Annotated in this window: 14 protein-coding genes and 1 tRNA gene; 5 read left to right on the top strand and 10 right to left on the bottom strand. The window is 40.3% G+C overall.

Annotated elements, in window-relative coordinates:
• Window positions 1-90: 90 nt before the first annotated feature.
• The 7 genes from ACXAC4_RS06540 to rlmE all read right to left on the bottom strand — a co-directional run bounded on the left by ACXAC4_RS06540 (window position 91) and on the right by rlmE (window position 6,339).
• Window positions 91-175 (bottom strand) — tRNA-Leu (locus ACXAC4_RS06540).
• Between the two features lie 7 nt (window positions 176-182).
• Window positions 183-527, bottom strand: coding sequence for a preprotein translocase subunit SecG (gene secG / locus ACXAC4_RS06535; protein ID WP_475159959.1), 345 nt, complete (start codon window positions 525-527; stop codon window positions 183-185).
• Between the two features lies 1 nt (window position 528).
• Complete coding sequence (gene tpiA / locus ACXAC4_RS06530) at window positions 529-1,278, bottom strand: triose-phosphate isomerase (protein ID WP_475159956.1); 750 nt, start codon at window positions 1,276-1,278, stop codon at window positions 529-531.
• A 78-nt stretch (window positions 1,279-1,356) separates the two neighbouring features.
• Window positions 1,357-2,697: a phosphoglucosamine mutase gene (glmM, locus tag ACXAC4_RS06525; protein WP_138568678.1), complete on the bottom strand. Its 1,341-nt coding sequence runs from the start codon at window positions 2,695-2,697 to the stop codon at window positions 1,357-1,359.
• Window positions 2,694-3,542, bottom strand: a complete 849-nt coding sequence (gene folP, locus ACXAC4_RS06520; RefSeq protein ID WP_475159948.1) for a dihydropteroate synthase — start codon at window positions 3,540-3,542, stop codon at window positions 2,694-2,696. The genes glmM and folP overlap by 4 nt, the downstream gene beginning before the upstream one ends.
• Window positions 3,543-3,696: 154 nt before the next feature.
• A complete protein-coding gene (gene ftsH / locus ACXAC4_RS06515; RefSeq protein WP_475159943.1) occupies window positions 3,697-5,640 on the bottom strand; it encodes an ATP-dependent zinc metalloprotease FtsH in 1,944 nt (647 codons plus the stop codon).
• A 69-nt stretch (window positions 5,641-5,709) separates the two neighbouring features.
• The gene (gene rlmE, locus ACXAC4_RS06510; RefSeq protein ID WP_475159942.1) at window positions 5,710-6,339 is read right to left on the bottom strand and encodes a 23S rRNA (uridine(2552)-2'-O)-methyltransferase RlmE; all 630 of its coding nucleotides are present in this window, start codon (window positions 6,337-6,339) and stop codon (window positions 5,710-5,712) included.
• Window positions 6,340-6,423: 84 nt separating this feature from the next.
• On the opposite strand from rlmE, the gene yhbY reads away from it, so the two are divergent.
• Window positions 6,424-6,717, top strand: coding sequence for a ribosome assembly RNA-binding protein YhbY (yhbY, locus tag ACXAC4_RS06505; protein WP_058029553.1), 294 nt, complete (start codon window positions 6,424-6,426; stop codon window positions 6,715-6,717).
• Here yhbY and ACXAC4_RS06500 read toward each other — a convergent pair.
• The gene (locus tag ACXAC4_RS06500; RefSeq protein ID WP_475159939.1) at window positions 6,714-7,883 is read right to left on the bottom strand and encodes a serine hydrolase domain-containing protein; all 1,170 of its coding nucleotides are present in this window, start codon (window positions 7,881-7,883) and stop codon (window positions 6,714-6,716) included. The genes yhbY and ACXAC4_RS06500 overlap by 4 nt on opposite strands.
• A gap of 91 nt (window positions 7,884-7,974) precedes the next feature.
• Here ACXAC4_RS06500 and ACXAC4_RS06495 point away from each other — a divergent pair, with 91 nt between their 5' ends.
• The 4 genes from ACXAC4_RS06495 to ACXAC4_RS06480 all read left to right on the top strand — a co-directional run bounded on the left by ACXAC4_RS06495 (window position 7,975) and on the right by ACXAC4_RS06480 (window position 12,431).
• Window positions 7,975-8,781 carry a hypothetical protein gene (locus ACXAC4_RS06495; protein ID WP_475159936.1) on the top strand — a complete coding sequence of 269 codons (807 nt, stop codon included), beginning with the start codon at window positions 7,975-7,977 and terminating at the stop codon, window positions 8,779-8,781.
• A 131-nt stretch (window positions 8,782-8,912) separates the two neighbouring features.
• Window positions 8,913-9,620, top strand: a complete 708-nt coding sequence (locus ACXAC4_RS06490; protein ID WP_475159934.1) for a response regulator — start codon at window positions 8,913-8,915, stop codon at window positions 9,618-9,620.
• A 73-nt stretch (window positions 9,621-9,693) separates the two neighbouring features.
• Complete coding sequence (locus tag ACXAC4_RS06485; protein WP_475159931.1) at window positions 9,694-10,983, top strand: sensor histidine kinase; 1,290 nt, start codon at window positions 9,694-9,696, stop codon at window positions 10,981-10,983.
• A gap of 101 nt (window positions 10,984-11,084) precedes the next feature.
• Window positions 11,085-12,431 carry a sodium-dependent transporter gene (locus tag ACXAC4_RS06480; protein ID WP_475159929.1) on the top strand — a complete coding sequence of 449 codons (1,347 nt, stop codon included), beginning with the start codon at window positions 11,085-11,087 and terminating at the stop codon, window positions 12,429-12,431.
• A 46-nt stretch (window positions 12,432-12,477) separates the two neighbouring features.
• Here the strand turns inward: ACXAC4_RS06480 and ACXAC4_RS06475 are convergent, their stop codons facing one another.
• Both ACXAC4_RS06475 and ACXAC4_RS06470 read right to left on the bottom strand, forming a co-directional pair.
• Complete coding sequence (locus tag ACXAC4_RS06475; RefSeq protein ID WP_475159927.1) at window positions 12,478-12,924, bottom strand: GNAT family N-acetyltransferase; 447 nt, start codon at window positions 12,922-12,924, stop codon at window positions 12,478-12,480.
• Window positions 12,925-12,989: 65 nt separating this feature from the next.
• Window positions 12,990-13,733, bottom strand: a complete 744-nt coding sequence (locus ACXAC4_RS06470; protein WP_475159926.1) for a sporulation protein — start codon at window positions 13,731-13,733, stop codon at window positions 12,990-12,992.
• Window positions 13,734-13,886 lie beyond the last annotated feature (153 nt).

The following is a 13,886-nucleotide window of genomic DNA, read 5'->3' as shown; positions in this document are numbered from 1 at the left end:
GGCTATTGAATAATCAAAGTATTTTTATTGATTTCAGCATTAGTAAATTTCAGGCATAAAAAAACCAGCTAAAAAGCTGGTTTTAATAATTGGTGCGGATGGGGGGACTTGAACCCCCACGGCCGAAGCCACCACCCCCTCAAGATGGCGTGTCTACCAATTCCACCACATCCGCAAATTCTTTAGTTAGGTACGTCCGAGTTATTATTGTTCGAAACTGGTACGTCTGAATCAGTAGGTGCAGCTTCTGTTGCTACAGGTGCTGAAAGGTTTTCCCACTCATCAGTCTTTTTAATTTGACCAGCTGTTAAGTTACCTAAAATGATGCTCAGTACGAAGAAGACAGTCGCTAGGATTGTTGTTGTCTTCGTCATGAAGTTTCCTGCGCCCGATGAGCCGAAAACTGTTGCAGAGGCACCTGCTCCGAATGAAGAGCCCATGTCTGCGCCTTTACCTTGTTGGATTAAGATCATACCAACTAAAGCTAAAGAAATAATTAGGTAAACAACCAATAATATCTCGTACATTTTATACGTTCCCTAATGCACTTTTGTAAATACTTAAAAAAGCATCTGCCTTAAGACTAGCGCCACCAATTAGGCCACCATCTATATCCGGCTGTGCAAATAACAAATCACTGTTAGAATCATTAACGCTTCCACCATAAAGGATGCGAAGCTCATTTGCGATATGACCATCATACTCGGCAATCATATCTCGAATAAATTTGTGCACTGCTTGTGCTTGTTCAGGTGATGCTGTTTTACCAGTACCAATTGCCCAAACGGGCTCGTATGCTATCACAGAGTTCGACAGTGATGCTATACCTGAATGCTCAATTACAGCTTTAATTTGCTCAGCAACAACTTGTTCTGTTTCTCCAGATTCTCTTTGAGACTCTGTTTCGCCTACACATAAAATCGGTGTTAAGGCATTTTCTTGTGCTTTGCTAAATTTTTTTGCTACAACTTCGTTCGACTCACCAAAAAGGCTACGTCTTTCTGAGTGTCCTACAAGAGTAAACTCTGCACCAAGTTGCTTTGCCAATTCTGCACTGGTTTCACCTGTAAATGCACCTGAATTATTTTCAGATACTGTCTGCGTGCCAGTTACAAAACCTTTTTCAATCGCCGAGCTTAAAAGCATTGCTGGAGGAAAAACAATAAGAGATGCTTTTTCTCCTACTTGGCCTAGTACCTTTGAAGAAATCTCTTCGACAAGTTCTATAGACCCATTCATTTTCCAATTACCAGCGACAATTGGCTTACGTTGCGACATACGATACTCCGCATCAAAAGCGGGTGAGATACTAACTCGCCTCACCCAAAGTTACAAGAAATAAAATTGAAATTTTGTTTAATTGCTCACAGTTTCAACAACTTCGGCAATTTTTTGAGCGAAGTCTAGTACTTGCTTCTCTTGTTCCGCTTCAACCATGACGCGTACAACAGGCTCTGTACCAGATTTGCGAAGAAGAACTCGACCTTTGCCAGCAAGATCAGCTTCTACTTCTTTTACTGCAGCTTTTACTTCGTCGGCTTGTGTAGGATCAGTGCCAGCTTGATACTTTACATTGATCATTTTCATTGGATACTTTTGGAAACCCGCACCCAAGTCTTTCAATGTCTTGTTTTGCGAGACCATGGCTGTCAATACTTGCAAACTTGAGACAATACCGTCACCAGTAGAAATAAGGTCGAGATTCAAAACGTGACCTGAACTCTCGCCACCAATTTTCCAGCCTTTTTCTTTTAGAAGTTCGATAACGTAGCGGTCACCTACTTTACTACGCGCAAAATCAATACCTTTGGCTTTCAGTGCATTTTCAAGGCCCATATTTGACATCACAGTACCAACAACACCACCGCCTAAGTTATTTTCTTGGTGTGCCTGACAAGCGATGATATACACGATGTCATCGCCATCGAATACTCGGCCATTGTGGTCAACCATCATGACACGGTCACCATCACCATCGTATGCAATACCAACATCCGCTTTATGCTCTAAAACTTTTTGCTTTAAACTATCAACATGCGTTGCACCGCACTCTAGATTGATATTTGTACCGTTTGGCTCACAGGCATGACAAATGACTTCTGCGCCTAATTCACGCATTACATCAGGGGCGATGTGGTAAGTTGCACCGTTTGCGCAATCAAGGACAACCTTTAAACCTTCTAAAGACAGTTCATTTGGGAATAAACCCTTACAAAATTCGATATAACGACCATCTGCGTTGTCCAGACGACGGGCTTTACCAAGCTTTTCAGAAGGTACACAAGTCATTTCTTCATCTAGCATAGCCTCGATTTCAAGCTCAACTTCATCACCAAGCTTTAAGCCTTTACCATTGAAAAACTTAATACCATTGTCATGGTATGGGTTGTGAGATGCACTGATCACAATCCCCGCTTCGGCACGAAATGTTTGCGTTAAATACGCAACAGCCGGCGTTGGCATAGGGCCAAGTAAAACAACATCAATGCCTGCAGCAATTAATCCAGCTTCTAGCGATGTTTCGAGTAAATAACCTGAAATACGGGTGTCTTTACCAATAATAACTTTTTTAGTACCAGACTTAGATAAAACTTTACCTGCTGCCCAGCCTAATTTAAGTGCGAACTCGGGCGTAATTGGAAATTCGCCGACTAGACCTCGAACACCATCAGTGCCGAAATACTTTCTTGTTGTCATAAGGGTGTTACTCCATTTCTTGCTGCCTGCCATACACCAATAACATCAGCCGTTTCTTTCACATCATGAACGCGGATTATATGTGCGCCTTTTTGAGCACATAACAATGCACCAGCTAAACTGGCTGCAACACGTTCACTTGTTTCTCTATTCAAAAGTTGTCCAAACATAGATTTTCGAGATAAGCCTGCTAACAGTGGCAGGCCTAGTGTCGAGAATGCATTGAATTTTTCTAAGATTTCAAAGTTATGAGTCAGTGTTTTACCGAAACCAAAACCGGGATCTAGTATGATCCTATTTTGATTAATGCCAGCTTTACTGCACGTTAAAACTCGCTCTTCAAAAAACTGATTTATATCTGAAATAAGGTTTTTATACGTTGGGTTTGTTTGCATCGTGCGAGGTTGACCTTGCATATGCATCAAACAAACGGGTACATCGGAGTATTTTGCTGCAACTTCTAATGCACCCGGCTCTTGAAGTGCTCTTACATCATTAATAATGTCTACACCGGCTTCAATGGCCGCTTCCATGACAGCAGCTTTACTGGTATCTATTGAAATCACACAATCAGAGGCTTCTCGAATGCGCTTGATTACAGGTATAACACGTTGAAGCTCTTCTTGAAGGGCTACGTCTGGTGCGCCTGGTCGAGTCGATTCACCACCAATATCTAAAATTCCTGCACCTTCCTCAATTAAACGCATAGCTTGTTTAAACGCGTCTTCAACAGAATTGTAATTGCCACCATCTGAAAATGAATCAGGAGTAACATTAACAATACCCATGATAATCGGTTTGTTTAAATCAAGTATTCTGTTTCTTGGAAGAGATAATTGGGTCATGTGGTTTAGAAGCGTCCTTTAACGTATTTAATTCACCTAATTCGCAAAATAAGTTTCGAAATAAAAGGTAAAAATTACTAAACGCAATTCTATATGCTAAGTGAAGAAATTAAAATAAAAAGCCCCGATAAATCGGGGCTCTTATTGAGATTAATTACTCTTTGCTATCATCAAGCTCATTTGTTGGTCTCGATGTCTGTTCTGAATCATTTGATTCAGGCTCAGCTTTAATCTCAGACTTAGTGTCAACCTTAGCTTTAGGCTCTGGTTTCTGATCATGCGCATCACGAGGTGGACGAACCTCTTTACGTTCCATCAGGTCATCAATTTGACCCGCATCGATGGTTTCGTACTTCATTAACGCATCTTTCATGGTGTGCAGGATATCCATGTTATCTTTTAAGATTTGCTCAGCACGATCGTAGTTGCGAGTAACAAAGTCTTTGATTTCAGAGTCAATCAATTTAGCTGTTTCATCTGACATGCCTGACATGCGGTGAGAGCCGCCGCCCATGTACATTTCGCCTTGCTCTTCTAAGTACATCTGAGGACCGAGTTTAGAACTTAAACCCCACTGAGTAACCATTTTTTTAGCGATGTCTGTCGCACGCTCGATATCATTACTTGCACCCGTCGTTACTTTGTCATCACCATAAATAAGCGCTTCAGCAATTCGACCACCATATAAACTTGAAAGCATTGACTCTAAATGCTCTTTAGAGTGGCTGACACGGTCTTGCTCAGGCAGGTACATTGTCACACCAAGTGCGCGGCCTCGAGGAATGATTGATACTTTGTAAACAGGGTCATGCTCTGGTACTAAACGGCCCACAATGGCGTGACCAGCTTCGTGATAAGCAGTCATTTCTTTCTCGTGCTCGCTCATCACCATTGACTTACGCTCAGCACCCATCATGATCTTATCTTTAGCAGCATCAAATTCAGCCATGCTTACTTTACGCTTGTTACCACGCGCAGCGAATAAAGCAGCTTCATTCACAAGGTTTGCAAGGTCTGCACCTGAGAAACCAGGTGTACCACGAGCAATTACTGATGCTTGTACATTTTCATCAAGTGGTACTTTGCGCATGTGAACATTAAGGATTTGCTCACGGCCTCTTATGTCTGGTAAACCAACCACAACTTGACGGTCAAAACGACCAGGACGAAGTAGTGCAGGGTCAAGTACGTCTGGGCGGTTAGTCGCTGCAATCACGATAATGCCTTCATTACCTTCAAAACCGTCCATTTCTACAAGCATTTGGTTTAGTGTTTGTTCACGCTCATCGTGACCACCGCCCATGCCAGCACCACGCTTACGACCAACCGCATCGATTTCGTCGATAAAGATGATACAAGGTGCCGCTTTTTTAGCTTGCTCAAACATATCACGAACACGTGATGCACCCACACCTACGAACATTTCTACAAAGTCAGAACCTGAAATTGTGAAGAAAGGTACTTTTGCTTCACCGGCAACAGCTTTTGCAAGTAGTGTTTTACCAGTACCTGGAGGACCTACCATCAATACGCCCTTAGGAATGCTGCCACCTAATTTTTGGAACTTAGAAGGGTCACGTAAGAAGTCTACAAGTTCAGTAACATCTTCTTTTGCTTCGTCACAGCCAGCAACATCAGCAAATGTAGTCTTAACTTGGTCTTCGCCCATTAGACGAGCCTTGCTCTTACCAAATGACATAGCGCCTTTGCCGCCACCGCCTTGCATTTGACGCATGAAGAAAATCCACACACCAATAAGCAGTAACATTGGGAACCATGAGATAAAGATGTTTGCTAAGAATGACTGCTCTTCAGGTGCAACGCCTTTGACGTTTACATCGTTTTTAAGCAAATCGTTAATTAAATCCTCATCATACATAGGCATGATCGTCTGGAAGCGTTCACCGTTTCCTTTTACACCTGAGATAGTGCCTGTACTTCTGTCGATATTGACATCACGCACTGCACCGCTACGCACTTCTTTTACAAACTGCGTGTAACTCGTTTGACGATCGATTTGATCGTTTCCATTGAAGCTCTGGAACACGGTCATCAGCACTACTGCGATAACCAACCAGAGTATTAAGTTCTTTGCCATGTCGCTCAAGGAGTTAACCTCTTGTATCTAAAAATTATTTAAATTCAACTATAATGCACTTCAACTGTACTACAGTTTGTAGCCTGTCGCCACTATATATACTTCCCTAGATCGTGGACGCGATGCTTTAGGTTTACGAATTTTGACTACTTTAAAACAATTACGTACTTCTTGTACAAATTGATCAAAACCTTCACCTTGGAAAACTTTTACTGCAAATGCACCATTTGGTTTTAATACCTGATGGCACATATCTAACGCTAACTCAACTAAATACATACTGCCAGCTTGGTCTGTGCTCATGTTGCCACTCATATTCGGTGCCATATCAGAAAAGACAACATCAACATTTTTACCGTTAATACGGTCTAACAATGCATCGAGTACAGATTCTTCTCTAAAGTCGCCTTGTAAAAAGTCTACGCCTGCCAGTGAATCCATTGGTAAGATATCACATGCAATGACCTGCCCTTTATCACTCACTTCTTCAGCTAAATATTGCGACCAACTTCCTGGTGCAGCTCCCAGATCCACTACAGTCATACCAGGTCTGAGCAATTTATCTTTTTGCTGTATTTCTTCTAATTTGAAAATCGCACGTGAACGGAAACCACGTTTTTGTGCTTCATGAACATAAGGGTCATCAACATGTTCTTTTAACCAGCGTTTTGAGCTCGCTGAGTGCTTTTTATTTGCCATATTAACTGCAACTCATTAGTAATATTCTGTAGATGGCGGTAGAATAGCGATAATTCAAGCCTAAGATTAGTAAATATTACCAATATGACATTATCAAATAAACAGAAACAGTACCTAAAAGGTCTAGCTCACCCACTAAAACCAGTTGTTTTACTTGGTGCAAATGGGCTAACTGAAGGCGTCATGTTAGAAATTGATCATTCTTTAGACATTCACGAATTAATCAAAGTGAAAGTACCGACGAATGACAGAGAAACGAAACAACTCATTTTTGACGCAATTGTAAGAGAAACAAAAGCGCATAAAGTACAAGTTATTGGTCACGTTATCGTGTTATATCGCCAAAGCGAAGATAAGAAAATTCAACTTCCTCGCTAAGCTTCCTCGTCAACAGCATTTGCTGTTGACGTCTCCTTCCACTTAATCGCCTGCTTGATAAACTCAACTGTTAATTCATTTATCAAACCACTTTCAGCATTAAGTAGCATACTATAGCCTATGTTCATTGAAGGAATGACCACAATATCAGTGCGGTAACCCTGAACCCAGCCACTATGATAGAACAACAATGTGCCTTCAAAGTCATATATGCGCCAACCTAAGCCATAATGTGCTTCATTTACATGTTTACGCCAAATTCTTCTTTTAAGTTCTCTTTTAGTTTGTACATAAGGCCGAGATTGCACAGTCAATGCATCCAATGACAGTACTTCAGGAAAATGCCCCAGTTGCGCTTTTAGCCAAAAGACCATATCTGCCGCGCTCGCATTCACCCCTGCAGCAGGAAGTACCTTGTAATAGTTGCTCTTTAACCTAGCTGTATGCCAACGTTTTCTGCCTAAAACGTGAGGCGCGGCAAAATTTTTATCTTTTGTTAAATTTTTTAAACCAACACCGCCATCACGCATACCTAAAGGCGCAAATAAAAATTCTTCAACCCAGGTTTTGTAATCTAACCCTGTTTTGGCTTGTATTACCCTATCTATAAGACTAAACATGACATTTTGATAACCGTAACAGATGCTGGGTTTACATATCGGTTGAATATCAAAAAGCTTATCTGTGATATCTATGTAACTCATTCTAGATTCAACCAGATTATCGTAGGCATTAGGCACTATGCCGCTAGAATGACTTAATAAATTGTAGACTTTTAAATTTTCAAACTTTGAATCACGCGCTTGTGGTAGGTAATGACTGATTTCACGGTCTAGGTCTATTTTCCCTTCAGTAGCTAATTTAGCGGTCAGCGAGCCTGCAAACGTTTTTGATACTGACGCCAAACGAAATCGTGTATGCGCATCAACTTTTCTGCCTTTTTTGACTTTTGTTCGACCAAATCCTTTTTGAAAATAACTATCATCACCTTGAACGATACTTAATGCCGCACCAGGAATGGATTTTTCTTTTAGTTTTGTTTCGACTTGCTTAGAATAGCGATTTACAAATTGCTGCCACTGTTGCTGCTCGGCGTTGCTGTTTTTATTTAATGCCAAACATTCAACGGTGAAGAGCCCCATAACTGCGTAAATCAGGGTCTTCATAAAAATTGCTCCTGTTTTCATAACGGCATTCTAACATTTTGTCGTTTGTTGTCTTGTGTTTGGGCATAAATTATTAATCTGAGGAATTTTAATGCGTAAGTTATCGATACTTGGAGTTGGTTTATTACTTAGTTCTGCATGTAGTTTTACCCCTCAGTTGGCGCCAGAACTTACTTTACCTAAAAAGCCTTTATTAAAAAAAGAAGTTGTTTTCCTAACCTACAACGCTAAGCAAAACCCTGTAAAAATAAAATCTGTGCAGCTTCCAGCACACCCTATTTACAAAAACAACCGTGTTTGGGTTGATCCGAAGTCTCTTCAATTAACGCAGTTACAATACCAACTTGTAGTAAAGCAGCTATCTGAGCTTGGATTAGTAGTAGCCGATAGTAAAGATGCCGATTACATTTTAAACGTGCAGCAACTTTCAGTAGAAAGAACCAATGACATAGACTTACAGCTCGAAACAAATAAAAAGATTATGTCTCACACTGCGCCAGTTATAGAAAGTAATCAATCAAAACAATGCAGCAACTATGAAGTCAAAGTAAGCTTTCGCTTAAATCACAAGCAAAGTGCTGATGTAGTTTGGATTGCACAAGCGAGTATATCCAGCCATGCATTTATTAATAAGCCCGTAATATACAAGTTTACTCAGCAACAGGTAGTTACAAATGAACAGGCCGTTGTCGATTTTATCAACTTGCACAACACGGAAGCTGCACGTAAACAGCGGTTTGAGCAAAAAGTCTCTGTGCCTAATTACAAAGTCGCGTATCAAACTTCACCTTTAACTAAAGTGTCTGGTTTATGCACGAATCAAGAGGTTTCAGCGGTGACAAATGACATTGAAGCACACCTCATTGCCGAGTTAATGGGCAAGTTAAAAGTGCGCTAAACATTTTTTTACAGTATTCAAGCGGTTTTATTGCTTATAATTCTTATAATTAAGCCACAATAAAATTGCCTGAATACCTTCACTGTAGATGTATACTACATTTTTAAGTGATTGGTTTTAGTGAGGGAAACATGGAAAACTACGCCACTATTTTACTTGTTGAAGATGATGAATCTTTGGCCCAATGGGTTGCTGAATACCTAGATAACCAAGGCTATACAACACATATTTGCCACAGAGGCGACAAAGCTGTTGCTATGGTAAAAGACGTCTCGCCAGATATTGTACTGCTTGATATTATGCTTCCAGGGCAAGATGGCATAAGCGTTTGTCGTGATCTGCGTCAATTCTACAATAAACCTATTGTTATGATGACCGCAAAAGATGAAGAGATGGACGAAGTCATTGGGTTAGAAGTAGGTGCAAGTGATTATGTTATCAAACCTGTTAGACCTCGTGCGCTGCTTGCAAGGATCAAATCTCTACTCAGAGCTGCAGAACAATCATCTTCCACAACCGAGGTCGATGATGACAACATTCAAGTGGGTGCATTACACATAGATACACTCGCACGAAAAGTGACGATTGACGGTTCTGAAGTTGCAATTTCTAGCGCAGAGTACTTATTGCTGCACTTTTTAGCAAGTAATGCGGGGGAAGTCGTGTCTCGAGATGCGGTATTTAAAGCCACTAAAGGCCGAGAATATGATGGCTTAGACAGAAGTGTCGATGTGCTTATATCTGCACTTAGGAAGAAGTTTAATGACGACCCTCAGCATCCAGAAAAATTCAAAACTGTCTGGGGTAAAGGCTACTTGATGGTCCCTACGGCTTGGTAAGCCTGCCGCATTCATTATAACCAACATGCTTAATCATGTTGGTTTTTTCTATCTATAATTTGGTGTTGCCAATTTGAAAAAACTTTACCTTTATTTACTTGCTAGTGCGCTATTGTCTATTGTGGTTCTTGGATGGTTAATCGATACGTTTAATCAACAAGCTTTCTCACCAGACGATAACTTCATGTGGCAACGTAATATCACGGGTGGGTTTATTAAACAGTTAGAAAGACAACCTGTAAAGCAACGTGCTTCATTTGCCAACACCATCAGTCAAGAGTTTTCACTAGATGTAAGTTATAAAGATGGGCAAAGTCTTGCTCTGCCCTCTGAGTTAAAAGACGAGATGTTTACCCCACAAGGTTTATTGCTTGAAGACGAGATAGGCTTTTACCTACTTAAGTCATCCAAAAGTCTTATGCCAGATTATGTCGAGTTGCGTCTAACCAAACCAGAACAAGAGCAAAACAGTGATGTATTACTGACCTTGTTATTTTATTCCGGCGTTTGTACTTTTATGTGGTTCATATTGTCACCGCTTGCAAAAAGGTTAAACGTATTAACGAGTAAAGCGAAACAGTTTGCTGCCGGTGACTTTTCCGCACGTATTGAGCCAAACCATTTTACTTATATTAAAGACGTAGAGCTTACATTTAATGGCATGGCGAGCAAAATTGAAAAGCTGATGGCAGAAAACAAACTTATGGCTTCAAGTTTATCTCATGACATTAGAACACCTGTTGCCTGTATGCGTTTCGCTTTAGATGCAGCCATAGACGAGCCTGACAATAAAAAGGTGAATGAAATTCTGCTTAGAATGGAAAAAGACTTAGATCAAATGGAAGATATGCTAAAGTCATATTTATCCTTTGCAACGCTCGAGCAAAAATCTCATTTATTAAATTTTGAAACAACACAAGCCTCGCATTATTTACATGATGTAAGCTTGCAAATACAGCCTAAATTACAAAAAGCTGAATTGTCGTTACTTACAGAATTAAATGCCAAATTCGAAATAACCGCAGACTTACATTGGTTAGCCCGTGCCATTACTAACTTACTCAGTAATGCTTGTGATTTTGCAACCAAACACATTCAAATTTCTAGTTACTATGACTCACAATACATATATATAGAAATAGAAGACGATGGTCCGGGGATCGCACCAGAAAACTGGCACAAAGTATTTAGTCCGTTCTTTCAGGAAGAAAACCACCGAAATCGAGCTGGGAAAAGCTATGGGCTTGGGCTTGCAATCGTCAGTAAAGTGGTAGATTGGCACCATGGGAAAGTCTCTGTTTCTCAGTCTGAGAGCTTAGGTGGTGCTAAATTCACCCTTCAACTGCCAAAAAGATCTAACTGATCATCATTTAAGATGTATTGATTTCAGACAAGGTCTTTTTATTTTTCATCATTTGCAGTAGATTGTCAGCCATCCCTTAGAATATAAAAGAATAACAACATATGAGTAGTATTAGAGGCGAGTTCAGTTCTCGCTTTGGCTTTATTATGGCTGCCGCAGGATCGGCTGTTGGACTAGGTAACATTTGGGGCTTTCCAACTCAAACCGCCTCTAACGGTGGTGCTGCATTCGTTCTTGTGTATCTTATTTTGGCCTTTTGCTTAGCATACCCGGCTTTAATGGCCGAACTTGTTATTGGCCGTCATGGCCAAGCGAACGCCGTGTCTTCTCTACAGAAGTTAGCTAACTCCCCATTGCAGAAAAAATTCGCGTTCATCGTCGGTTTTGGCGGTATTATTTGTGCGGGTTTGATCCTTAGCTTTTACGCCATTGTTGCAGGCTGGATGTTCAGTGCTACCGCAGAGCCGATTGCAGCAGTGACAGGGCTTGAAAGTACATCAGCTTGGCTTAACACTCAGTCATTTCCACGCGATCTTATATTCACTAGCCTATTCATTATCCTTACCATTGCCATCATCAGTAAAGGCGTTGAAAACGGCATTGAAAAGTGGTCAAAGCGCCTAATGCCAGCCCTGCTGAGTATTTTAGGACTACTCATTATCTATGTAATGACTCAAGAAGGCGCAATGGAAGGCTTAAAAGCTTATTTAGTACCAGATTTTAACTCTTTATTAGATCCGCAACTTTTGGTTAGCGCACTTGGACAAGCATTTTTCTCACTGTCTTTGGGTACAAGTGTGATGATTATTTATGGCTCATACATCAGTAAAAAAGAAAACTTAGTTTCATTGGGTGCGTATGTCACGCTTATCGATGTATTAATTGCATTTGTAGCTGGTCTTTTAATTATTCCTGCTATGTATGTAGCACAAGCGCAAGGTGTGGCTATTTTCTCAGAGTCTGGCGCCCTGTTATCTGAAGATACTTTAGTATTCCAAGTATTACCTGCTCTATTTACAAGCATGGGAGATATAGGCTATTTCGTTGGCTTCGCTTTCTTTGCTCTGATGAGTATTGCAGCCCTTACATCGTCTATTTCAATGCTTGAAGCGCCCGTTTCTTATGCTGTTGAAAAGTTTGCTTTAGGCCGTGTCCAAGCAACTTGGATAATTGGCGGGATCATTTCTCTTGTCAGTTTCACTATTATTTTTAATTTCTCTGCATTATTTGGTTTTGTAGTAAGTCTGACAACACAATTCTCTCAGCCATTAATTGGTATGCTTTGTTGTATCTTTGTTGGCTGGATCTGGCACAGAAATAAACTGCTCGCCGAGATTAAGAATGGTCATGAAGAAGCTGAAAGTACACTATTTTGGAAAGTGTGGCCTTGGTACATCAAGTTTGTATGTCCATTGGCAATCGCTATGGTGTTTATACATTCGTTCTAATCAGAGCTAACGACTTATTAAAAAAGCGAGTATCCAACTCGCTTTTTTATTGTGCTAATTCCATATCAGTATGTGGAATGCCATCTTCTAGATAAGTATCAGATATCGCTTTGAACCCTAACTTTTCATAAAAAGGGGTTAGATGTGTTTGCGCACTCAATTGTATTTTACAGTCAGGCCAAAGACTCTTGCATACATTCAATGACTCATTCATTAATTTTAATGCTAGCCCCTTTCCTCTATTGGGCTCAGTAATTATTACTCTACCAATCGCAGTAACCTGTGATGTTTTTAGATAGCAACGTGAATAAGCGACAACCTCTCCATCACCATTTAAACAATAAATGTGTCGAGTTTCTTTGAGAATATCAACTTCATCTAATTCAGGGTAAGCGCACTCTTGCTCAACAACAAAAACATCCACCCTTGCTTTCGCTAATTTGAAGAATGTTAACGTATCTAATCCAGAAAATTTTTTTACATACCATTTCATGCTTTTCACCGATAAAAAAGCCTAGCTATGCTAGCTAGGCTTTTAATAAATTAAAACGTACGAATTTAGTTGAATAGTCTTTCTAGTTGATCACATAGTTGAGACACATTCACATGATCATGTTCGATGGTTAAATCAACATACCCATCACCTCTAAAGGCTCGATCAAGTTCGATTAACACGTGAGTTTTGTGCGCTTCAGGCACAAATGACAACTCTATCTCTTGAATGCCAAATAACGAACGCGTGTTAGGTTTATATTCTAACTCTTGATAGCAACCAGACGTTGATTGAAAACTAGAAGCTCTCAGATAGCCTTTTTCAACATCTGCTTTTACTAAGCTAAATCCGAGCTTATCCATCGCCTGCATACAGGCTTTGACAGCTTCATTCGGGTAAATATGCAGCGTATCTTTGTCATTAGGATCAATGGCCAAATCAATATCAAGACCAGTTTCAACCCAAACGAATGAATGATTGTAACCTGCATTCAACTCAGTAATCGGGGTTTCTGAATGTAGTCTTGCTTCAAATGGGATGACTTTCTTTTCACCCGGTGCGATTACAAATTGTTCTGAAATACGCCATTTGTCTAGAACGTGATTGGTAAAATACTCGCCATCATCTGACTCAACTTTGACTCGCGTCATCAGTGCTAATTCTAGGCCGGATACCTGTTGCTCAACATCTCCGCCTTCAACAATAATTTGTGCTTGAAACTTTTGACCTGGATATAAATGTTCAGTTTCTAAAATAGTATCGACCTTCGCAGCCCCGATACCCACAGATGCAAGGATTTTTTTAAACATCGCCTCTCCTGTAGAGATTATTCCTTCTTACTGCATCTTAACCACATTTATTAAATCTTGTCAGCGAAAATTTTTGTTTTTAATGCAAATATCTTTCACTGATAACAAGTTAGTCAAATTTTACGCACTATTAGCCTAAAGTTTTGATTTATA

Source organism: Pseudoalteromonas sp. AWM4_233 (genome assembly GCF_056158285.1).
The sequence above is the reverse complement of the archived record's forward strand: the minus strand, read 5'-3'. Positions and strand labels throughout refer to the sequence as shown.